Source organism: Devosia sp., from assembly GCF_017307495.1.
In the GTDB taxonomy this organism is placed as follows: Bacteria; Pseudomonadota; Alphaproteobacteria; order Rhizobiales; family Devosiaceae; genus Devosia_A.
Map to the genome: position 1 here is coordinate 101,194 of NZ_JAFKHE010000012.1, position 21,174 is coordinate 122,367.

At 65.5% G+C, this 21,174-nt stretch carries 23 protein-coding genes; 9 read left to right on the plus strand and 14 right to left on the minus strand.

What is annotated here, in order from left to right; all coding sequences use genetic code 11:
* Positions 1 to 34 precede the first annotated feature (34 nt).
* The 4 genes from J0I99_RS01040 to J0I99_RS01055 all read right to left on the minus strand — a co-directional run bounded on the left by J0I99_RS01040 (position 35) and on the right by J0I99_RS01055 (position 2,926).
* Positions 35 to 796, minus strand: a complete 762-nt coding sequence (locus tag J0I99_RS01040; protein WP_291395248.1) for a glycerophosphodiester phosphodiesterase family protein — start codon at positions 794 to 796, stop codon at positions 35 to 37.
* A gap of 77 nt (positions 797 to 873) precedes the next feature.
* Positions 874 to 1,338, minus strand: a complete 465-nt coding sequence (locus tag J0I99_RS01045) for a RidA family protein (protein ID WP_291395250.1) — start codon at positions 1,336 to 1,338, stop codon at positions 874 to 876.
* The gene (locus J0I99_RS01050; RefSeq protein WP_291395252.1) at positions 1,319 to 2,650 is read right to left on the minus strand and encodes a DNA polymerase IV; all 1,332 of its coding nucleotides are present in this window, start codon (positions 2,648 to 2,650) and stop codon (positions 1,319 to 1,321) included. The genes J0I99_RS01045 and J0I99_RS01050 overlap by 20 nt, the downstream gene beginning before the upstream one ends.
* 3 nt (positions 2,651 to 2,653) lie before the next feature.
* The gene (locus J0I99_RS01055; protein WP_291394338.1) at positions 2,654 to 2,926 is read right to left on the minus strand and encodes a DUF3572 family protein; all 273 of its coding nucleotides are present in this window, start codon (positions 2,924 to 2,926) and stop codon (positions 2,654 to 2,656) included.
* Positions 2,927 to 3,030: 104 nt separating this feature from the next.
* Here J0I99_RS01055 and J0I99_RS01060 point away from each other — a divergent pair, with 104 nt between their 5' ends.
* Together J0I99_RS01060 and J0I99_RS01065 are read left to right on the plus strand one after the other, a co-directional pair.
* Positions 3,031 to 3,405 carry a response regulator gene (locus J0I99_RS01060; RefSeq protein WP_291395253.1) on the plus strand — a complete coding sequence of 125 codons (375 nt, stop codon included), beginning with the start codon at positions 3,031 to 3,033 and terminating at the stop codon, positions 3,403 to 3,405.
* A 56-nt stretch (positions 3,406 to 3,461) separates the two neighbouring features.
* Positions 3,462 to 4,832 carry a PleD family two-component system response regulator gene (locus J0I99_RS01065; RefSeq protein ID WP_291395255.1) on the plus strand — a complete coding sequence of 457 codons (1,371 nt, stop codon included), beginning with the start codon at positions 3,462 to 3,464 and terminating at the stop codon, positions 4,830 to 4,832.
* 307 nt (positions 4,833 to 5,139) lie between these two features.
* Here J0I99_RS01065 and J0I99_RS01070 read toward each other — a convergent pair whose 3' ends face one another.
* The 10 genes from J0I99_RS01070 to ruvX all read right to left on the minus strand — a co-directional run bounded on the left by J0I99_RS01070 (position 5,140) and on the right by ruvX (position 16,559).
* Entirely contained in the window at positions 5,140 to 5,883 is a 744-nt protein-coding gene (locus J0I99_RS01070; RefSeq protein WP_291395257.1) for a hypothetical protein, read from the minus strand.
* 167 nt (positions 5,884 to 6,050) lie between these two features.
* Positions 6,051 to 6,218, minus strand: a complete 168-nt coding sequence (gene rpmG / locus J0I99_RS01075) for a 50S ribosomal protein L33 (RefSeq protein ID WP_273959475.1) — start codon at positions 6,216 to 6,218, stop codon at positions 6,051 to 6,053.
* A gap of 150 nt (positions 6,219 to 6,368) precedes the next feature.
* On the minus strand, positions 6,369 to 6,791 hold the full coding sequence (locus J0I99_RS01080) for a DUF983 domain-containing protein (RefSeq protein ID WP_291395259.1): 423 nt from the start codon (positions 6,789 to 6,791) through the stop codon (positions 6,369 to 6,371).
* Between the two features lie 2 nt (positions 6,792 to 6,793).
* The gene (rnr, locus tag J0I99_RS01085; RefSeq protein WP_291395262.1) at positions 6,794 to 9,085 is read right to left on the minus strand and encodes a ribonuclease R; all 2,292 of its coding nucleotides are present in this window, start codon (positions 9,083 to 9,085) and stop codon (positions 6,794 to 6,796) included.
* Positions 9,086 to 9,186: 101 nt separating this feature from the next.
* Positions 9,187 to 11,814 (minus strand): type I DNA topoisomerase, encoded by a 2,628-nt coding sequence (gene topA / locus J0I99_RS01090; RefSeq protein WP_291395264.1) that lies wholly within the window; start codon positions 11,812 to 11,814, stop codon positions 9,187 to 9,189.
* Positions 11,815 to 11,948: 134 nt separating this feature from the next.
* The gene (dprA, locus tag J0I99_RS01095; RefSeq protein WP_291395267.1) at positions 11,949 to 13,067 is read right to left on the minus strand and encodes a DNA-processing protein DprA; all 1,119 of its coding nucleotides are present in this window, start codon (positions 13,065 to 13,067) and stop codon (positions 11,949 to 11,951) included.
* Between the two features lie 3 nt (positions 13,068 to 13,070).
* Positions 13,071 to 13,712 carry a glycerol-3-phosphate 1-O-acyltransferase PlsY gene (gene plsY, locus J0I99_RS01100; RefSeq protein WP_291395269.1) on the minus strand — a complete coding sequence of 214 codons (642 nt, stop codon included), beginning with the start codon at positions 13,710 to 13,712 and terminating at the stop codon, positions 13,071 to 13,073.
* Positions 13,709 to 15,022: a dihydroorotase gene (gene pyrC, locus J0I99_RS01105; protein ID WP_291395271.1), complete on the minus strand. Its 1,314-nt coding sequence runs from the start codon at positions 15,020 to 15,022 to the stop codon at positions 13,709 to 13,711. Before pyrC ends, plsY begins: the two co-directional genes overlap by 4 nt.
* A complete protein-coding gene (locus J0I99_RS01110) occupies positions 15,019 to 16,014 on the minus strand; it encodes an aspartate carbamoyltransferase catalytic subunit (RefSeq protein ID WP_291395273.1) in 996 nt (331 codons plus the stop codon). The genes pyrC and J0I99_RS01110 overlap by 4 nt, the downstream gene beginning before the upstream one ends.
* 95 nt (positions 16,015 to 16,109) lie before the next feature.
* A complete protein-coding gene (gene ruvX / locus J0I99_RS01115; protein WP_291395275.1) occupies positions 16,110 to 16,559 on the minus strand; it encodes a Holliday junction resolvase RuvX in 450 nt (149 codons plus the stop codon).
* A 165-nt stretch (positions 16,560 to 16,724) separates the two neighbouring features.
* Here ruvX and J0I99_RS01120 point away from each other — a divergent pair, with 165 nt between their 5' ends.
* The 7 genes from J0I99_RS01120 (at position 16,725) to J0I99_RS01150 (ending at position 20,713) form a co-directional block, all read left to right on the plus strand.
* Positions 16,725 to 16,913: a DUF4160 domain-containing protein gene (locus tag J0I99_RS01120; RefSeq protein ID WP_291395277.1), complete on the plus strand. Its 189-nt coding sequence runs from the start codon at positions 16,725 to 16,727 to the stop codon at positions 16,911 to 16,913.
* The gene (locus J0I99_RS01125; RefSeq protein ID WP_291391840.1) at positions 16,906 to 17,355 is read left to right on the plus strand and encodes a DUF2442 domain-containing protein; all 450 of its coding nucleotides are present in this window, start codon (positions 16,906 to 16,908) and stop codon (positions 17,353 to 17,355) included. Before J0I99_RS01120 ends, J0I99_RS01125 begins: the two co-directional genes overlap by 8 nt.
* Positions 17,355 to 17,861, plus strand: a complete 507-nt coding sequence (locus J0I99_RS01130) for a hypothetical protein (protein ID WP_291395279.1) — start codon at positions 17,355 to 17,357, stop codon at positions 17,859 to 17,861. The genes J0I99_RS01125 and J0I99_RS01130 overlap by 1 nt, the downstream gene beginning before the upstream one ends.
* Positions 17,862 to 17,942: 81 nt before the next feature.
* Positions 17,943 to 18,230, plus strand: coding sequence for an Asp-tRNA(Asn)/Glu-tRNA(Gln) amidotransferase subunit GatC (gatC, locus tag J0I99_RS01135; protein ID WP_291391842.1), 288 nt, complete (start codon positions 17,943 to 17,945; stop codon positions 18,228 to 18,230).
* Between the two features lie 5 nt (positions 18,231 to 18,235).
* Positions 18,236 to 18,718 (plus strand): GNAT family N-acetyltransferase, encoded by a 483-nt coding sequence (locus J0I99_RS01140; RefSeq protein ID WP_291395281.1) that lies wholly within the window; start codon positions 18,236 to 18,238, stop codon positions 18,716 to 18,718.
* Between the two features lie 70 nt (positions 18,719 to 18,788).
* The gene (gene gatA, locus J0I99_RS01145; protein ID WP_291391844.1) at positions 18,789 to 20,273 is read left to right on the plus strand and encodes an Asp-tRNA(Asn)/Glu-tRNA(Gln) amidotransferase subunit GatA; all 1,485 of its coding nucleotides are present in this window, start codon (positions 18,789 to 18,791) and stop codon (positions 20,271 to 20,273) included.
* Positions 20,274 to 20,398: 125 nt separating this feature from the next.
* Entirely contained in the window at positions 20,399 to 20,713 is a 315-nt protein-coding gene (locus J0I99_RS01150) for a hypothetical protein (RefSeq protein WP_291391845.1), read from the plus strand.
* Positions 20,714 to 21,174 lie beyond the last annotated feature (461 nt).

Genomic DNA, 21,174 nt, shown 5'->3' on the forward strand with positions numbered 1-21,174 from the left:
GATCGAGCTGACGACGCTGGCGCTGAGCGGGGTGTCAGGCACTTGGTGGTTCGAACCCTTCGAACACGATCTGGTCGGCCTTGCCGATGACCGCCATGGCGGCAGCCGGCGTCTTGATCGTCCAGGTCGTCACCGGCACACCCAGGGCCCGAAACAGCCGGACGGCGGGGAGGCCCAAGGACTTGTCCCTGCACGAGATGAAGTCGAAGCGCGTGATCGGGTAGTGCAGGAGGTGGCGCAGCACGACCCTTTGGAAGCCCGACAGGTTCTGGTCCCATTCCGGCTCGTCGTAGGCGTAGGTGACGATGCCGAGCGGCATGGTTGCACCTCGCTTGCGCACCTCGACAAGCAGGTTCGGATCGAAGGACTCGATCGTCACGGGCCCGCGATAGCCCTTGAGGGCGTCCATCACGGTCTGCGCCAGCACCTCGGTAGCGGCCCGGTTGGGCTGCTGCTTGAGTTCGATCTGGAGCAGGGTGCGCCCGGCCACCTGGGCGAGGAACTCGGTGAAACGCTGCGGCGTATCACCCGCTGCGCTGCCGAGCAGCGTGAAGCTTGCCAACTCCGCCATCGTTCGCGCGCCGACCGGGCCCGCGACGCCCGTGAGACGGTCGAGATCGTCGTCGTGGAAGATCATCGGGATGCCGTCGCGGCTAAGCTGGACATCGCACTCGATGGCATAGCCCTTCTCGATCGCCGCGGCGAAGGCACTGGCTGTGTTCTCGATGATCCCGCGCCCGCTATCATGCAGGCCGCGGTGGGCAATCGGGCGATCGAAATTAGGTTTGGCGCACATTGGTCAAGCCGTCATATGGGGTTGCGAGCGGGCGGCCGCTAGCACCCCCGCATGACAGTTTCGCGTCTCTGCCCGTCTCAGTCCTCGACTTCGACGATGCCTTCGACCTCGACGGCAGCGCCGAGGGGCAGAGCGGCCATGCCGATGGCGGAACGAGAGTGCTTGCCCTTCTCGCCAAGGACGCCGACGATGAGGTTGGACGCGCCGTTGGCAACGAGGTGGTGCTCGGCGAAGTCAGGAGTGGAATTCACGAACACGGTGAGCTTGAGCACGCGCTTGACCTTGGCGAGGTCGATCCCGGCGCTGTGCACGACCTGGCTGAGGAAGTTCACCGCTGCGAGTTCGGCGGCGTTGCCGCCCTGCACGACATTCATCGTGTCGCCCAGCTTGCCCTCGGCCACGCCGTTGGCGTCCGAGGAGATCTGGCCCGACACGTAGATGATGTTACCGGTCCGCGTCACGGGGATATAGGTCGCAACCGGCGCCTTCGGCATTGGCAGCTCGTAGCCGTACTCGCGGAGCTTATCGAGGGGGCTGGTCATCTTGATTCTCTTCCGTCTTCTCGTCCTTGTTGCGGGCGGCGCGTGCCTTGACCCGATCGTAGAGCTTGCCGCGGATCACCGCGTCGCGGCCGAACCGGTCGCGAACCCGGTCGATGGCCCGTTCGGCCACCGCGCGCCGCGCGATGGCGGGCTCGACGAGATCCACCGGATCAACGCCGTCCGCCGCCGAAATGCCGCTAACCCCGATACCGATCAGGCGGAACGCCGTTCCGTCCAGCTCGCGGGCCAGCAACTGCAAACCGGTCTCATAGAGCACGTTGGCAAGCTGTGTGGGGATCATCAAGGCCCGGGCGCGGGTGCGCAAGCGAAATCCGGCTGACTTGAGCTTGAGCGTGACCGTGTCGCCGGCGATTCCCTTGGACTTGAGCCGCTCCGAAAGCCGCTCGCACAGGGCGAGGAGCTCGGTCGAGAGTTCGTCGAAGCCCTTGAGGTCGGCGTTGAACGTGGTCTCGGCCGACACCGTCTTCATCTGGTCGTCGGGTGAGACGGAGCGCGAATCGTCGCCGCGCGCGAGCCGCGCCAACCGGTTGCCCGCGCCGCCATAGCGGCGCATCAGCTCGATCGGGTCGGCCTGCTGCAGTTGGCCGATGGTGTCGAACCCGTCCCTGTGCAGCGTGTCGGCGAAGACCTTGCCGACGCCAAAGATGAGGCTGACCGGCTGGCGGGCGAGGAACTCGATCGTCTCGGCCTTGCCGATGACGGCAAAGCCGCGCGGCTTGTCGAGGTCGGACGCGGTCTTGGCGAGGAACTTGTTGTGGCTGAGCCCGACCGAGATGGTGACTCCGACCTCCGCTTCGACGCGCCTGGCGAATCTTGCCAGGACAACGGCCGGACCGGCGCGATGCAGCTTCTCGGTGCCGGTGAGATCGAGGAAGGCTTCGTCGATGGAAAGCGGCTCGACCAGTGGGGTCAACTCATCCATCAGAGCGCGGATCTGGCGGCTGGCGGCCACGTATTTCTGCATGTCCGGCGGGATGACCACCGCGTGGGGGCACAGTTCGCGGGCCTTGAACATCGGCATGGCCGAGCGCACGCCGTATTGCCGGGCGATGTAGCAGCAGGTGGAGACGACGCCACGGACCCCGCCGCCGATGATCAGCGGCTTGTCGATGAGGCTCGGATCGTCCCGCTTCTCGATCGATGCATAGAAGGCGTCGCAGTCGACATGGGCAATCGACAGCGCCCCCAGTTCGTCATGTGCGACGGTGCGCGGCGAGCCGCACGACCGGCACCGAGCCAGCGGCTCGACCGCTTCTATCATCGCCGAACAATCGCGGCACAGCGACAGCATGGCTCATCCCGAAGGGTTCAGCCGGGCCCAGACCCGCATGAAGTCATCCGGCTTGAGCCCGGCGTTTGCTGCAAGCGCGAGGAGCAAGGCCTCGTTGGTGGCGAAATAGTCGATCAGCCCATGGTCGAGGCCGGGTGTCCCTGCAGCATTGCGCAAGGCCGTGGGCGAATAGCCGGTGACCGCCATGAATTCCGCGAGCTGCGCGGGATTCTCGGCCAGGTGATGGAGGCAAAGCTCGCCCAGCAGGCTGGGCGTGAGTTCACGGGAATTGGCCAAGGGCAGGGCGCCTGGGTAGAGCATTGGTTGCCGATTGATGTTACCCTGAACTTGAGGCAGAAAACGAGGCCTGCCGGCGCGCTTGCGGCCAGATTTGAGTCGATATGCCCAAGACTGTGATGATCGTTGAAGACAATGAGCTGAACATGAAGCTCTTCAACGATCTGCTTGAATCGCGTGGATATTCGATCATCCAGACCCGCAACGGCCTGGAGGCGATGGACCTTGCCCGCGCGCACAGGCCCGACCTGATCCTCATGGATATCCAGTTGCCGGAGGTTTCCGGCCTGGTCGTCACCAAGTGGCTCAAGGAAGATGACGAGCTGATGACGATTCCCGTGATCGCCGTCACCGCCTTCGCCATGAAGGGCGACGAGGAGCGGATCCTGCAGGGCGGCTGCGAGGGATACATCTCCAAACCCATCTCCGTGCCTCACTTTTTGGAAACGATTGCCCGCTACATTGGACCCGCCAACTAGGCTACGCGCCCGGTTGGCGCTGAGCGGTTCTCCTCAAATCGCGGGGGTTGAGGTCTTTGACGGCGCGGGTGCTGATCGTCGACGATATTCCAACGAACGTACGCCTGCTCGAGGCGCGGCTGTCGGCTGAGTATTTTGATGTCGTGACCGCCGCCAGCGGAAAGGAGGCACTCGCCATCTGCGCCGCGGGCGCGGTGGATATTGTCCTGCTCGACGTGATGATGCCCGAAATGGATGGCTTCGAGGCCTGCGCAAGGCTGAAGGCCGACCCGCGCACCAGCCATATCCCGGTGTTGATGGTCACGGCCCTCGACCAGCCCTCCGATCGGGTGCGGGGCCTGGAGTCCGGGGCTGACGACTTCATCACCAAGCCGATCGACGACGTGCAGCTGATGGCGCGGGTGAGGAGCCTCGTGCGCCTCAAGGCCCTCACCGATGAGCTGAGGGCCCGAGCCCGAACCGGGCAGGAAATCGCCGTCGAGGAGGCCATGCGCGCCATGGATTCCATCGATGACGACAACGGACGAATCCTGCTCATCGACACCGACCCGCGTCACGCCGAACGGCTGAAGGGCTATCTCGCGGCCACGAACCGGGTCGACGTCCTCACCCATCCGGCCGAGGCGGCGCTGGTCGTGAGCGACGGGACCTATGAACTGGCCCTGGTGTCGATGGCGCTGGGCGACTTCGATCCGTTGCGCGTCTGCTCGCAGATGCGGACGGCCGAGTTGTCCCGGACGCTGCCGATCATCCTGATCGCCGAGGAGGATGACAAGCCGCGCGTTGTCCGCGGGTTGGACCTGGGCGTGAATGACTTCATCATGCGCCCGGTCGAGCGCAACGAACTGCTGGCGAGGGTTCGCACCCAGATCCGGCGACAGCGCTATGCCATGGAATTGCGGCGCAGCGTCAACAACACGCTCGTCCTCGCCGTTACCGATGAACTGACCGGCCTCTACAACCGCCGCTATTTCGAACGCCACCTGTCGATGATGCTGGCAAAGGCCCAGGAGCAGCATCGTGACATGGCGATGATGTTGATCGACATGGACTACTTCAAGTCGGTCAACGACATGCACGGACACGACACCGGCGACGCCGTTCTTCGCGAATTTGCCGATCGCCTGCGCCGTAACATTCGCGGCGTTGACCTCGCGTGCCGTTTCGGCGGCGAGGAGTTCGTCATCCTCATGCCAGACACGGACCTGCACCAGGCGCAGGGCGTGGCCGAGAGGGTGCGCAACGCGGTCGCAGAGAAGGGGTTCGATGCCGGTAGCGGGCGTCCGCTCAACGTGACCGTGTCAGTCGGTCTCGCGCTCAACGACCAGCACGCCGACACGCCGGAATCCCTGCTGAAGCGCGCCGACGTGGCGCTCTACCGGGCAAAGCGCGAAGGCCGCAATCGCGTCGTCTGCGACGCTGCCTGACCGGCACTTCCGGGCCCGAGAGCATTAAGGTTAAGGGTTAGTAACGTTTTGCGCGGCCTATTTGATTCGCCGAAAGAACGCGATAAGTTGCCCCAGTCGAATACGCCGACACTCTCGGTGTCAGCAGGCACCCCTACGGTTCTCCTCAGGTCCGCCGCAACTCCTGGGTCCGTAGGGAGGCTGGTTCGCAGCGGACAAGAGTGGCCTCTTTGACATTCCGCTGCGGACCAGCCGTCTATCCAACGCCCGTCCCGTATACCGGGGCGGGCGTTTTCCGTTCGTGACGCATTTGCGGCCAACGATCAGGTCAGTTGGCCAGCGTGCAATCGGTTGTCTCGGGGTCGATGCGTTGCAGCCCGTCCCGGTCACGATTCTCGGCCTTGTGGAAGACAACGGCAGGCTCGCCGGAGCGATCGAGCTCGAGTGTGCCCACGGCGCCCGCGAAGGCGCCCGAGGTCAGCAGGATCTTGTCGGCCGCGACGGCATAGGTGCCGCTGGCCGACGCCGTCCGATAGGTGCCGTCCGGGGCGAGGGTGAGCGTCACCATCATGGAATAGGCGATCAGGTACTCGTTGGGAACGCTGGCCTCGGCGCTGATGTGCACCTCCTGCCAGGCGCAGGTCAGTTTTCCGGTCGGGATGGATATCGATTCGGTTCGCACGGACTGAGGGGGCATGCCGCCAAGCGACGTGCTGCCCGTCATGTCGCCGCGCAACTGCCCTTCGCCGTCGAAATAGGCATCGAACGCGCCGCTGCCCTGGTGTCCGAACTGCTCGCCGTCGCAACGGCCGCGGAGCTCGAAACGGGTCCGGCCCTGTTCAAGATACAGGATGCACTTGCCATTCTCGAGGTAGCTGCGGGCCTCGACAAGTTCGGCTTCAAGATGCTTGCCGGCGATCGCGATGGTTGCCCGGCCGCTGAAGTTGCCCCCGTCCAGGGCAGCCTCGACGGCGAACTCGCCCGGATGCCCGTCCGCGGATTGCAGCAGGCCCCGGAAGGAGACCGCGCCGCTGTCGGGGGTGAGTTCGTTCCCCAGCGCGGGCGTGGCCAAAAGGCTCACGACCAATAGCAGCCTGCACAGAATCGGTCGCATTCACCCTCCCTCCGGTGTCGGATTGCCTAACGCATTCAAGCACGGGTTCCATACAGGGGAAACGCGGGCAATAAAAAACCCCGCGCCGGAGCACGGGGCTTGTCGTTGTCGTCCGGAATGCCAGACTACTTGATCTTGGCTTCCTTGAACTCGACGTGCTTGCGCACGACCGGATCGTACTTCTTGAACGAGAGCTTCTCGGTCTGGGTACGCGAGTTCTTCTTGGTGACGTAGTAGTAGCCGGTGTCCGCAGTCGACACGAGCTTGATCTTCAAAGATACGGCTTTGGCCATGGTTCAGGTTCCTTGAAACGGCTTGCCGCGCGTTGGTTTGGCGCGCGGCACTGAATTCACGCGGGCCACTGGGCCGCTCAAATTTGGCCGGAAACTACGGATTTTCGGCCGGATGTCAAGGCGATATAGGTGCAGGGACCGCAGCGCCGGTCAGACGTCGCTGCGGGCAATCTCGGTCGAGGTGCGGGCAGGATCGAACCCGTACATGTAGTTGGCCCATTGCAGCCCGACCACGGCGCCCTTGATCGAGGGCAGCATGACCAGCGGCAGCAGGATCGCGGCGGGAATCATGGTCAGCACGTAGAGCATGGGGTCCGACGGTCCGCTCATCTCGGCATGCAGCATCCAGCCGACCAGCACGTGGCCGACGATGAAGATGGCAATGTAGGGGGGGAAGTCGTCGGCACGGGCCGAGCTCAGGTCCAGTCCGCAGTTCGCGCAGGTCTGGTTCAGCTTCAGGTAGCCGCGAAACAGCTTGCCCTTGCCGCAGTTCGGGCACCGGCAGGCAATGCCGTTGCCTACCGCCTTCCAGAGCGAGCGGCTCGCGCGATACGTCTCAACCTGAACAGCCATGGCTATCTCTTCTTCCTGGGCGTCTTGGGGGAGGGGCGCGCCTTGCCGCGCGATGCAGATGATCCTTTGCGGCCTCGCCTGCCAGATGACGGAACGCCGCGGGCCCCCTCGCTGAGCAACTCAAAGCGCAACGCACCCGCCAGAGGCGCCGCTTCGAGCAGTCGTACCTGCACGTCGTCGCCGATGCGGAACGTTTCGCCGGTGCGGTCCCCGACCATCGCCTGCATCTCCTCGACGTAGCGATAGTAGTCCGTCCCGAGGGTCGAGGCCGGTATGAAGCCATCGGCTCCGGTGTCCTTGAGGCGCACGAAAAGACCCGACCGGGTGACACCGGAAATCCGGCCTTCAAACCTGGCGTTGATGTGGGCGGCGAGAAACTGCGCCAGCAGGCGATCGATGGTCTCGCGCTCGGCCAGCATGGCGCGACGCTCGGTGGAGGAGATGTGCTGCGCGATGCCGGGAAGCTTAGCGATCTCGCTGTCCGTCAGTCCGTCCTTGCCGAGGTTGAGCGCGGTGATCAGCGCACGATGGACGATCAGGTCGGCATAGCGCCGGATCGGCGAGGTGAAATGGGCGTAGCGATCGAGGTTGAGGCCGAAATGGCCGTAGTTCTCGGCCGCATACTCGGCCTGCGCCTGGGTGCGCAGGATGATCTCGCTGACCTGCTGGATCTTGCCGTCCGTGCGGGCCTTGTCGAGGATGCGGTTGAAATCGGACGGGCGCACCGCATCGGACTTGGGCGCCGGCAGGGCAAGCGAGGAGAGGAAGTCGCGGAGCGCGACCAGCTTCTCCTGGCTGGGCACGTCGTGCACGCGATAGAGCAGGGCGCTCCTGTGCTTCTCGAGCGTCTCGGCGGCCGCGACGTTGGCGGCGATCATCATCTCCTCGATGAGCCGGTGCGCATCGAGGCGCTCGGGCACCTTCACGTCGACGACCATGCCGGCCTTGTCGAGGATGATCTTGCGCTCGGGCAGGTCGAGGTCGAGCGGGCCACGGGCGTCACGAGCCTTTGCCATCGCTCCATAGGCAGCCCACAGCGGCCGCAGGATCGTGTCGAGGATCGGGCCGGTCTTGTCGTCCGGCTTGCCGTCGATCGCGGCCTGCGCCTGCTGGTAGTTGAGCTTCGCTGCTGAACGAAACAGCACCCGGTGGAAGCTGTGGCTGCGCTTCTTGCCGTGCTGGTCGAACACCATGCGCACCGCCAGCGAAGGGCGGTTCTCGCCTTCGCGCAGCGAGCAGAGGTCGTTCGAGATGCGCTCGGGCAGCATCGGCACGACCCGGTCGGGGAAATAGACCGAGTTGCCGCGGATGTAGGCCTCGCGATCGAGCGCCGTCCCTGGCCGCACATAGGCGGCGACGTCGGCAATGGCGACGTAGACGATGTGGCCACCCGCGTTCCCGGGATCGACGTCCGGCTCGGCATAGACCGCGTCGTCGTGGTCCTTGGCGTCGACCGGGTCGATGGTGACGAGCGGAATGTGCCGCCAGTCCTCGCGGCCCTTGAGGTCCCCCCCCTTCGCGTCCTCGGCCTCCTTGGTGACCGAGGCGGGAAAGCGGTAGGGAATCTCGAGGTTGTGGATGGCAATCAGCGAGATCGCACCCTCTGACCGGGGGTTGCCGATGACATTGGTGACCCGCGCCTTGGGGATCATCAGCCGCCCGGCGAACTTGACCTCGACTTCCACCAGGTCGCCGTCACGCGCGTCGCCGAGGTCGGCGCCGTCGATGCGCATTTCCTTCTGCTTGCGGTCGACCGGGAGCAGCCGCGCGCCGTCCTCGTCCAGCCGGACGATGCCGATCTGGCCGCGGCGCGGCTTGTCGAGGATCTTCATCGCCCGGGCGGTGTAGTTGGGAAGCTCGCCCTCGCCGGGATCGATGCGCGCCAGGATGCGGTCTCCTGGTGCGGGGACGACGCGGGCGTTCTTCGGCTGGTGCACGGTGACGCGCGGCCGTGCGCCTTCCTCGTCGTTCCACTGCGCCGGGAAGGCGTAGAGGTCGTCGGGATCGGCGTCGGCCGGGATGTCGAGGACGGTCACGGCGGGCAGGGCGGCAGTACGCCGGATCTGCTTGCGGGTGCGGGCGATGAAGCCCTCGCCCTCCATCTCCTTGAGCATCACCTTGAACGGGGTGCGCATGTCGCCGTGGATGCCGAAGTGGCGTGCCAGGTCGCGCTTGCCATCGAGGCTCGGGTTCTCAGCCATCGCCTGCAGGATGGCCTCACGGGAGGGCAAGGCGCCCACGGAGAATTCGCGTGGGGCCTTGGATACGATCTTCTTGTTGGTCTTCTGAGCCATTTTCAATCCACGGAGTCATCCCCGCAAAGGCGGGGATCTCCGTTCTTGTGGAGGCTCTGAAACAGAGGCCCCGCTTTCGCGGGAATGACTCTGTGAAATTGTCAGACCTCCACAGTCTTTGTCTTCGAGGCGGCCTTGGCCTTGGTTGCCTTGGCTGCCGGTTTCTTTGCCGTCGCCTTCTTCGCCGGAGCCTTCTTAGCAGCAGCGGTACGCGACGAGGATTTCTTTGTCGCCGAGGCGCCCCCCTTGGCGGCGATGAGCTCGAGCGCCTTCTCGACGGTCACGTCTTCCGGCTTCAGATCCTTGGGCAGCGTGGCGTTCACCTTGCCCTGATTCACATAGGGGCCATAGCGGCCGGCGCGAACCGTGATTGGACCGCCTTCGTGCTCGAAGGTCTGGATCGCGGCCGGGGCAGCGCGGTTGCCACGGGCGAACCGTCCACCGCCGGCGGCCTTCTGGGCCAGGAGGTCAACGGCGCGGTTGAGTCCGACCGTGAACACTTCCTCGACATCGGGGAGGTTGGCATAGGTCCCGTCGTGGAGAACGAAGGGCCCGTAGCGACCGATGCCGGCGCTGATCGGCTTGCCCGTCTCGGGATGGTTCCCGATTTCGCGCGGAAGCGACAGGAGTTGCAGTGCCTTCTCGAGTGTCAGGCTGTCGGGCGTCCAACCCTTGGGCAAGGACGAGCGCTTCGGTTCGGCACCATCGCCCAGCTGTACATATGGGCCGAAGCGGCCGGACTTCAAGGCGACCTCGAGTCCACTCTCGGGATCGGTGCCGAGGATGCCATCACCCGCGCCTGCCTCGCTCGCACCGCCGGTGGCGGCATCGCTCAACTGCATGGTGTAGCGGCACTCAGGATAGTTCGAGCAGCCGATGAAGGCGCCGAACTTGCCGAGCTTCAGCGACAGCTGGCCCTCGCCGCAATGGGGGCAGCGGCGCGGATCGGAGCCATCGGCCTTGGCCGGGAAGATGTGGTCCGACAGCATCTCGTTGAGGGCATCGAGTACTTCGGAGACGCGCAGGTCCTTGATCTCGTTGACCTGGTGCTGGAAGTCCTTCCAGAAGTCGCGCAGCACGTCCTTCCAGGCGAGCTTGCCGTCCGAGATCAGGTCGAGCTGTTCCTCGAGGCTGGCGGTGAAGCCGTACTCGACGTAGCGGTTGAAGAAGCTCTCGAGAAACGCGGTTACGATGCGGCCGCGATCCTCGGGGATCAGGGCGCGCTTCTCGAGCCGGACGTAGTTACGGTCCTGCAGCACCGAGATCGTCGCCGCGTAGGTCGACGGCCGGCCGATGCCGAGCTCTTCCATCTTCTTGATGAGGCTGGCTTCGGTGTAGCGCGGCGGCGGCTGGGTGAAGTGCTGCTCGATCAGCGCTTCCTCGAGCTTGGGCCGGTCGCCGACGCTCAGCGGCGGCAGCTCGCGGCTGTCCTCGTCGTCCTCCGCATCCTCGGCGCGATCTTCCCTGGCCTGCACGCCATAGAGCGCGAGGAAGCCGGGGAAGGTGACGACCGAACCGATGGCGCGCAGCGCGATGTCGCGGCTGGTGGCGAAGACCGAGATATCGGCGGTGGTGCGCTCGACTTCGGCCGAGCGCATCTGACTGGCCAGCGTACGCTTCCAGATCAGTTCGTAGAGGCGATGCCGGTCCGGATCGCCGCGCAGCGTGTCCGGATGGCGGAACATGTCGGTGGGCCGGATGGCCTCGTGGGCCTCCTGCGCATTCTTGGCCTTGGTCTGGTAGATGCGGGCCTTCTCGGGCACGTAGTCCGAGCCGAATTCCTTGACGATGGCGCGGCGCGCCTGGTCGATGCCTTCCGGCGCCATCTGCACGGCGTCGGTTCGCATGTAGGTGATGATACCGTCCTCGTAGAGCCGCTGTGCGACCTGCATGGTGCGGCTGGGCGAAAAGCCGAGGCGCGAGCTGGCATCCTGCTGCAGCGACGAGGTTGTGAAGGGCGGATAGGGATTGCGCCTGGTCGGCTTCTTGTCGACGGCGGTGACGCTGAACGTGCCGGCCTCGATGGCTTTCTTCAGGGCCTCGGCATCGGCGGCGGTGCCGACGTCGAGCTTGTCGGTCTTCTTGCCGTCGACAGAATAGAGACGCGCCTCGAAGCTCTTGCCCTTCTCGCTGAGGCGGGCGCCGATCGACCAGTATTCCTGGGCCCTGAACTTTTCGATCTCGCGTTCACGGTCCGACACGATGCGGAGCGCCACCGACTGCACGCGGCCGGCCGAGCGGGACCCCGGGAGCTTGCGCCACAGGACCGGCGACAGCGTGAAGCCGACGAGATAGTCGAGGGCGCGGCGCGCCAGATAGGCGTCCACCAGCGGCTCGTCGATGGCTCGGGGATGCTGCATCGCCTCGGTGATCGCGGCCTTGGTGATGGCGTTGAACACGACGCGGCTGACCGGCTTGTCCTTGATCAGCTTCTTGGACCGGAGCACGTCGAGCACGTGCCAGCTGATCGCCTCGCCTTCGCGATCCGGGTCGGTGGCGAGGATCAGTTCGTCGGCGTTCTTGAGCGCGTTGCCAATATCCGAGAGGCGCTTCCGGGAGGCAGCATCGACTTCCCAGCTCATCGCGAAGTCTTCGTCCGGCAGCACCGAGCCGTCCTTGGCCGGCAGGTCGCGGACGTGGCCAAAGCTCGCCAGGACCTCGTAGTCCTTGCCCAGATAGGTGTTGATTGTCTTGGCCTTAGCCGGACTTTCAACGATGACGAGCTTCATCGGACAACGCTTTCGGGAGTGGCTTTCAAACGCGGCGCAACATGGTGAACCGCCTTGGGGCTGTCAACCGGGGCAAATCCTGCAACCGCAGTTCCCCTACGGGGAAGAATCTCGTGGGAGCGGATGAGTGCGGCTCAGGGTCGGAGCGCCACCAACTGGCCGCTTGACCATTCGATCCGGCCATCGAGGTCGAGCTCGAGCAGAAGCGTCTGCACCCGGCCGATGCCGATGCCGGTGGTCTTGATCACGTCGTCGACCGGCACCGGGGTGATGCTGAGTGCCTCGATCAAGCGCGACCGCTCGTCGCTCGACGGCGCAACCGGATCGTAGCCCTCGCTGTCCGGCACCCAGTCGGGCTCGAGCAGGCTGGTGCGAGACGGATCGGCTTCGCGTAGCGTGTCGATGATGTCGGCCGCACCCGTGACCAGCCTGGCGCCCTGCTGGATGAGCGCGTTGCCGCCTTCGGCGCGCGGATCAAGGGGCGAGCCGGGGACCGCGAAGACCTCCCGGTTCTGCTCGAGCGCCAGGCGGGCGGTGATGAGCGATCCGGAACGCTTGGCCGCCTCGACCACCACGGTGCCGAGCGACAGACCGGAAACGAGGCGGTTACGCCTCGGAAAGTCGCGTGCCCTGGGTTCCCAACCGATCGGCATCTCGGTGAGCAATGCGCCGCCGCCGGCGACAATCTCGCGGGCGAGGGGAATATTCTCGTCGGGGTAGATCCTGTCGAGGCCGCCAGCGAGCACGGCAACGGTGCCGGTGCGCAGCGATGCGGCATGGGCCGCCGCGTCGATGCCGCGGGCCAGGCCGGAGACGATGGTATAGCGCGCTTCGCCGAGATCAGCGGCCAGCAGGCGCGCGAACTTCTGCCCGGCGGTCGAGGCGTTGCGGGCGCCGACAATGGCGACGGTGCGGCGCAACTCGAGGTTCTCGCCCCCAGCGATCGTCAGCATCGGCGGGGCGCCGGAGATGTAGCGAAGCAGCGGCGGGTAGTCCGGCTCCCCGGAGCCTACCAGCCGGCCACCCAGCTTCGCGGTTGCCGCAATCTCCTCCTCGGCCTGCATGGCGGAGGGGATGCGCGCCGGCGTGCCGACGCGGCGCAGCAGCCCGGGCAAGGCCTCGAGCGCGGCCTCTGCCGAGCCTTCGCGGTTGATCAACTGGCGAAAGGTCTGTGGGCCGACATTGTCGGTACGAATGAGCCGCAACCACGCGGTGCGTTGCGACGGCGTCAGTTCGATGCCGTCGCGCGCCATGGGTCAGCCGGCCTTGTTCTTCTCGGAGCCGATCTTGGGTTCGGTACCGTCCCACAGGCGCCGGATATTGCCCCAGTGCTTGTAGTAGAGCACCAGCGTCAGCAGGGCGCAGGCGGCCGCAAGGCTCAGGGCGGCGTCTTCCGCGCCAGCAAGGCCGTAGGCGAAGAGCGGGGCGGTGGCGGCGGCGGTCAGCGCGGCCAGCGACGAGTATTTGCGGCCGAAAGCAACGAGCAGCCATACCCCGCAGAAGACGAGGCCAACGACCCAGTTCCACGCCAGAAGGACGCCGATATAGGTGGCCACGCCCTTGCCGCCCTTGAAGCCGAGCCAGACCGGGAAGACGTGGCCGAAGAAGGCACCAATGCCGGCGGCATAGACGATGTAGCGGTCGGCCAGCAGCGTTTCCGCACCGGGCGTTGAAATAAGGAACCAGCGCGCGATCAGCACCGCCACGATGCCCTTACCGGCGTCGAGCAGAAGCGTGCCCGCGGCAAGCCAGCGGTTGCCGGTGCGGAGCACGTTGGTCGCGCCGATATTGCCCGAGCCGACCGAGCGGATGTCGATGCCGACGGCGCGCGTCAGCAGCAGGCCGAACGGGATCGAGCCAAGCAGGTAGCCAATGACGGCGGCGATCAGGAAATTCATGCGGCGGCGCCCTCCCGGGTCGCAGAATGGCTGAAGACGAGCTTGCCCGCAACGAAGCTGTGCATCACCGCGCCCTGCATGCGCGCTCCCTCGAACGCGGTATTGCGGGAGCGGGAGCGCAGGTCGCGATCCTTGACGACCCAGGGAAACTCGGGGTCGAGGATGATGAGGTCCGCCGGCGCCCCGATGGCGAGGCGGCCGGAGGGGAGGCCGAGGATCTCGGCCGGACGGCTGGTCATGGCGCGCAGGACGGTCAGCAGCGGCACGTCACCGGAATGGACGAGGCGGAGCGCGGCGGCGAGCATGGTCTCGAGTCCGACGGCGCCGTCCGATGCCTCGGCGAAGGGCTGGCGCTTCACTTCGCTGTCCTGCGGGTCGTGCGCCGAATGGATGGTGTCGATGGCGCCCGACTTGAGGCCCTCGATCACGGCCTGCCGATCATCCTCGGAGCGGAGCGGCGGTGAGAGCTTGAAGAAGGTGCGGTAGGGAGCAACGTCGTTCTCGTTGAGGGTGAGGTTGTTGATCGAGATGCCGGCGGAGACGGTTCCAGAGCGGCGCTTGGCGGCAGCCAGCAACTCGACGGCGGCGCCCGTCGAGACCTGCGCGGCGTGATAGCGGACGCCGGTAAGGGCGGCGAGTTGCAGGTCGCGGGCGAGGGGGATGGTCTCGGCCTCGATCGGGATGCCCTTGAGGCCGGAGACGGTGGCGAGCGTTCCTTCGTTCATCACGCCTTCGCCGACCAGCGTCCGCTCGGCGACATGGTGGATGACCGGCATGTCGAAGTTGGCCGCGTAGGTGAAAGCGGCGCGCAGCAGGCCGGCGGACTGGATCGAGTTGCGGCCGTCGGTGAGGGCAACGGCGCCGGCCTCCTGCAGCAGGCCGAATTCGGTGATCTCCTCGCCCCTGAGGCCGCGGGTGATGGCGGCCGCCGGCAGGATGTTAACCGAAGCAGTGGCGCCGGCTCGACGCAGCAGGAAATCGACCAGCGCACCGTCGTCGATCACCGGGGTCGTATCCGGCATCAGCACGAAGCTGGTGACACCGCCAGCTGCCGCGGCATCCGCGGCACTTTGAAGAGTCTCGCGGTACTCATGGCCGGGCTCGCCGGTGAAGACGCGCATGTCGATGAGGCCCGGCGCGACGACCAGGCCCCTCGCATCATGGAGTTCGGCCCCATCCGGGATGCCCTGCGGGCCGGCATTGGTCAGCCCGGCAATCCTGCCGTCCTCGACGAGGATGGCGCCGGGAGAATCGCGGTCGGTGGCGGGGTCGACGATGCGGGCGTTGGTGATGACGAGCGACCTGCTCATGCCGCCACCTCGCGGTCGGCGAGGAGGGTGTCGAGCACCGCCATGCGCACGGCAACGCCCATTTCGACCTGCTCGTTGATGACGGAGCGGGGGCCGTCGGCGATGGCAGGGTCGATCTCGACGCCGCGATTCATCGGGCCCGGATGCATGACGATGGCATCGGGCCTAGCGTAGCTCAGCTTCTCGGCATCGAGGCCGTAGAAGTGGTAGTACTCGCGGATCGACGGGATCATCCGGCCGCTGGCGCGCTCGTGCTGCAGGCGCAGCATCATGACCACGTCGGCGCCTTCAAGGCCTTTGCGCATGTCGGTGTAGACCTCGGAGGTCAACGCCTCGATGCCGCGCGGAATGAGCGTTCGCGGTGCAACGACTCGGGTGCGGACCTGCATGGCGCCGAGCAGCAACAGGTTGGAGCGGGCGACGCGCGAATTGGCGATATCGCCGCAGATGGCGACGGTGAGGCCGGCGAGATAGCCCTTGTGCTGGCGGATGGTCAGGGCATCGAGCAGCGCCTGGGTCGGGTGCTCGTGCGCACCGTCCCCGGCGTTGATGACCGAGCAGCCAACCTTCTGGCTGAGCAGTTCCACCGCGCCGGAGGCGGAGTGGCGGACGATGATGACGTCCGGGCGCATGGCGTTGAGCGTCGCGGCCGTGTCGATCAGGGTCTCGCCCTTGGCGACCGACGACGTCCTCACCGACATGTTGGTGACCTGCGCGCCCAACCGCTTGCCGGCGATCTCGAAGCTCGACTGGGTGCGCGTCGAGTTCTCGAAGAACAGGTTGATCTGAGTCTTGCCCGTCAACGTCGGCAGGATCTTCCGCTCCTGCCGCGAGATCGGGATCATCGCCTCGGCGCGATCGAGCAGTTCGACGATCTCGTGCTGGTTCAGCTGGCTTATGCCGAGCAGGTGCCGATGGCGGAATGGGGGTCTTGATGCCGATCCTGGGGCCGGCTGGCCCGGGGTGACCGATGCTGGCGAGGAAGTAGCCATGCCGCTCCGTTCCAGATGTTCGGGGCGGCATATCGCACGGGGCGCCCGCTGTATAGTTTTGTGGCACATTTTCCCCGGCGCGCGCTGTCGGGCCGCTACAATGCGCCCCGCCGCAGCCGCTCTAGAGCCCCCTGCAGGATGTAGCTCGCGGCCAGCTTGTCGACGACCTCTGCCCGCTTGTCGCGGCGGACGTCGGCCTCGATCAGGGTGCGCGTGACGGCGGATGTCGAGAGGCGCTCGTCCCAGAACACGATGGGAAGGTCGGTCTTCTGGGCGAGGTTGCGCGCAAAGGCCCGGGTGGACTGCACCCGGGGCCCTTCGGAGCCATCCATGTTGAGTGGCAGGCCGAGGACGAAGCCGACGGCGTCGTTTTCCGCGATCAGCTCGATCAGGCGGGCGGCATCCTGCGTGAACTTGGTGCGCTTGATGGTTTCGAGCGGCGTCGCCGAGTAGCGCATGCCGTCCGAGATGGCGACGCCGATGGTCTTGGTGCCGAGATCGAGCCCGAGCAGCTTGCCCGTGGGGGGGAGGGCGGAGAGGTCCAAGCTAAGCGCTCGTTGACATTGAGAACAAAACGTGAATTCTGGATAGGTAGACCTACGGACTCGACACGTTTCCTGCCGTAACGTCTTGAATTAGTGCATGGGGCGCACTAATTTTTGAGGAATTCTATGCCGACCATATTCCGAATTGGAAGGGTGCGGGTCAGAATGTTCTTCGATGATCACCATCCACCGCACTGCCACGTCTGGACGCCGGACGGCGAGGTGCAGATCGCTCTTGCCGACCTGTCAACGATGCGAGGTCGTATCAGTAAGGACGACTACGAATTAGCGATGGTATGGATTCGAGACAACATCGAGCGTCTTTGGCAGGAGTGGGATCGCTTGAATGGGTAACGACTACATTTCGGTTGGCCGGCCGCTCCCGCGCATCGCGGATGCCGCGCCGGGCGAGGGCCGCACCGCCAGGATCACCTGGAACAACGGCAGCACGCAGTGGGTAGACCTCGCGCCGGCGCTTGCCAATCATCGTGCCTTTGTGCGTCTGCGGTCCGACGACGCCTTGTTCGCCAGCATGAGGGTTAGTGAATATGGCGACTGCCTGGAGTGGAGCGACGGTGCAGAACTGTCCGCTGTGTGGATCGAGGAGCTGGCAGACGCGTCGCTCGACAATGCCGAGTTTCGGGACGCGATGGAAAAGCTGCATTTGACGCTGGACGGAATGGCGGCACGCCTTGGTATCGCGCGGCGCCTTGTGGCCGACTATCGGAAAGACAAACCCATTCCCAAACATATCGCCCTCGCCACAAAATACCTGCTGACGCGATCGGCTGCCTAGTGAAACTCACCTGGTTCGGCGGCACGACGATCCGCATTCATATCGGCGGCATCATACTCGTGGCTGACGCCGCGGGGATTGAGGGAGTGGATCCGGACGAGGTGGTATCCGGGGCGGACCGGGTCTTTGCGGTGGGCGAACTGGAGAAGGTCGATCCCGCTGCCTGGCAACCGGGGCGGGCCGGATCGATGCTCGACGGTGCGGCGGCGGTTGCCGTGCTCGGCATAAAGGGCGGGGCGATCATTGCCACGCCTGGAGAGCCGCCGCTGGTGCTGGCGGGGGCGGGTCTACCCAGGCTCGGCCGTTGGGGGCGGGACGCCGTCGTCGTCGTGTTCGGCGATAGCGCGGACGAGATGGCGGCCGAAGTGCTGGACGCCGTCGGGCCGAGGCTGATCGCGATCGCCGCATCGGAGACCGTCGTCGACCGGGCCTTCGCCGCGCTTCGGGATCGGTTGGACGGCACCGGCCTTGCTTCGCTCGAGGCCGGATTGGCGCTGGAAGTCTGATGGCGGCCAACAAGCCTTTTCGTTTTGCATTGCCGCGTGGCGTTGCTAGAACGCGGGAAATCGTGACTTTCGGAGTACCCCATGTCCGTTGATGCCGCCACCGTGAAGCGTATTGGCCGCCTGGCCCGCATTCGCATCGAGGAGGGCGAGGTTGCCAAGTACCAGGACGAGTTGAACGCCATCCTGGGCTTTGTCGAGCAGCTGGACGAGGTGGATGTGTCGGGCGTCGAGCCGATGACCTCGGTGATGCCGATGACGCTGCGCCAGCGCGAGGACAAGGTGACGGACGGCGGCTATGCCGAGAAGATCGTCGCCAACGCGCCGCTGAGCGAAGACAACTTCTTCATGGTGCCCAAGGTCGTCGAGTAGGCGCCATGGCCGTCACGATCGCCATCGAGACGCCGCTGCAGGATGACGTCCGCGAGCTCGTCAGCGAGCTGAACGTGCACCTGTTGCCGCTTTCACCGCTGGAATTCCAGTTCAAGATGACTGTCGAGCAGATGGCCGGCGCCGATACGACGCTGTTCGTGGCCCGCAACGAGGTCGGCGAGGCTGTCGGCTGCGGCGCGCTTAAGGTGATCTCGGACCAACAGGGCGAGGTCAAGCGTATGTATACAAGGCCGTCGGTCCGTGGGCAGCGGGTCGGTTCGGCCCTGCTCGAGGCGATCACGGAGCTGGCGCGCCAGAAGGGCATCGGCCATCTGCTGCTCGAAACCGGCACCGGCGACGGCATGGCCGAGGCCCACAGGCTCTATACCCGCAGCGGTTTTAACCCGCGCGGCCCCTTCCTCGACTACCCCGATAGCGAGTGGTCGGCGTTCTTCGAGAAGCACATCGACCAGCCCGCCGTCGCCTGAGGTTGCGGGAAGCGCCGCACCTCTGTAGGAACGGCGATCGATATTCCCGCGTCATTCCCGCGAGCCAGCCTTGTCCGATCTCACCCGCCTGACCCTTGCCGCCGCCCGTGACGGGCTGAAGCGCAAGGATTTCACCTCCAGCGAACTCACCGGCGCCTATCTGAAGGCGATCGAGGGTGCCAATCCCAAGCTCAACGCCTATGTGGCGGTGACCGCGGAACAGGCGCTGGAGCAGGCCAAGGCGAGCGACGGAAAGCTGGCTGCCGGGCAGGGCGGTTCGCTCGAAGGGATTCCGCTCGGGATCAAGGACCTGTTCGCCACTAAGGGCGTCCACACCCAGGCGGCAAGCCACATCCTCGACAGCTTCAAGCCGGAATACGAATCGACGGTGACGTCGAACCTGTGGCGCGATGGCGCCGTGATGCTGGGCAAGCTCAACATGGACGAGTTCGCCATGGGCTCGTCCAACGAGACCAGCTACTACGGCCCGGTCATCAACCCCTGGCGCGCCTCGAACTCGAACGCGCAACTGGTGCCGGGCGGTTCGTCCGGTGGCTCGGCGGCTGCTGTATCGGCGTGGCTATGCGCCGCGGCGACCGCGACCGACACCGGCGGCTCGATCCGCCAGCCGGCGGCGCTGACCGGTACGGTCGGAATCAAGCCGACCTATGGCCGCTGCTCGCGCTGGGGCGTGGTCGCCTTTGCTTCGTCGCTCGACCAGGCCGGGCCGATCGCCCGCACCGTCGAGGATGCGGCGATCATGCTGACCTCGATGTCGGGGTTCGATCCCAAGGACTCGACCTCGGTGGAGCTGGCGGTGCCGGACTTCGCCGCCGCGGTGGAGCGGGGCGTGAAGGGCCTCGTGATCGGCATTCCGCGCGAGTATCGGATGGACGGCATGCCGGCCGAGATCGAGGCGCTGTGGCAGCAGGGCATCGCCTGGCTCAAGGCCGAGGGCGCGACGGTACGCGACATCTCGTTGCCGCACACCAAGTACGCGCTGCCGGCCTACTACATTGTGGCGCCGGCAGAAGCCTCGTCGAACCTCGCCCGCTATGATGGCGTGAAGTACGGCCTGCGCGACACGGGCAAGGATATCACCGACCTCTATGAACTGACCCGCGCCGACGGCTTCGGCCGCGAGGTGAAGCGCCGCATCATGATCGGCACCTATGTGCTGTCGGCCGGCTATTACGATGCCTACTACGTCCGGGCCCAGAAGGTGCGCACGCTGATCAAGCGCGACTTCGAGACCGTGTTCAGCGAGGGTGTGGATGCCGTGCTGACGCCGGCGACGCCGTCCGCGGCGTTCGGGATCGGCGACGAGGACATGAAGGCGGACCCGGTCAAGATGTACCTGAACGACGTCTTCACCGTCACCGTGAACATGGCAGGCCTGCCCGGCATCGCCGTGCCGGCGGGCAAGGACGGGGCCGGCTTGCCGCTCGGCCTGCAGCTCATCGGCAAGCCGTTCGATGAGGAGACGCTGTTCGCGGCGGGCCGCGTCATCGAGCGCTCGGCCGGCATCGATTTCTCGCCCGACAAGTGGTGGTGACGACCACGAGAATCCCGAAACCGCTTGAAGCCTAGCGGTTTCGGCACTATTTGCCGCCCATGCGCAAATTGAGACTTGTCGAAATGCCGGCCCGCCCGGTGATTTCGTATCAGAGGACTGGCTCCATGGCCGACGTTTTCACGACCCTCGACTGGTCGGCTCCCCCCAAGGACATGTCCAAGCCGCTGCAGGCCATGTGGTGGATCAAGAAGGGTGGTTTCCGCGTCGGCCCCGAGTGGGAAGAGGCGCACCGGATCGTGCAGTCGATGGAAGGCACGTTCGAGTTCGACTGGGTGCACGCCCTGCTGCACTGGATCGAGGCCGACATGGGCAATGCCGACTACTGGTACCGCCAGGCCGGCCGCAAGCGCGCCACCGCCAGCGTTTCGGCCGAGTGGGAGCACATCGCCCGCGAACTGAGCGGCGTCACGCAGCACTGAGCTCAAGTCAAACGGAGTTTCCCGATTTCGCGGGAATGACCCGGTGGTTGGGGAAGCACTAAGAGCCCGACTGGCTGATTGCCATCGGGGTTTGGTGCAGTCTTGCCGCACCGGGGTGCGGCATGGGCGGGACTTCGTCCCCGTGCCGGTCGTCCGGCAAACTGTACAAAGGTTGGGACTCTCGCCCCGCCCATTGCGAACGGTCTTTAGGCCGCCGGCACCACGAAGCGATGCAGGAACCGGCAAACCCTGGCAGGAACGCCTCCCCACCAGCCCGAACCCCCACCGCGACGCCGCGTAGCGCCTCGCATCGATGAGGTGCGGGGAGAATACGATGCGTCCGGAGTGGGGGGATCAGTTTTTCTTTTCCAGCAGCACCGGTCGTCATCCCGGCGGAAGCCGGGACCCACGGCTCGGTGGTGGGACCATAAGCAAATGGCGCCCGCCCGTCGGTGATAGGT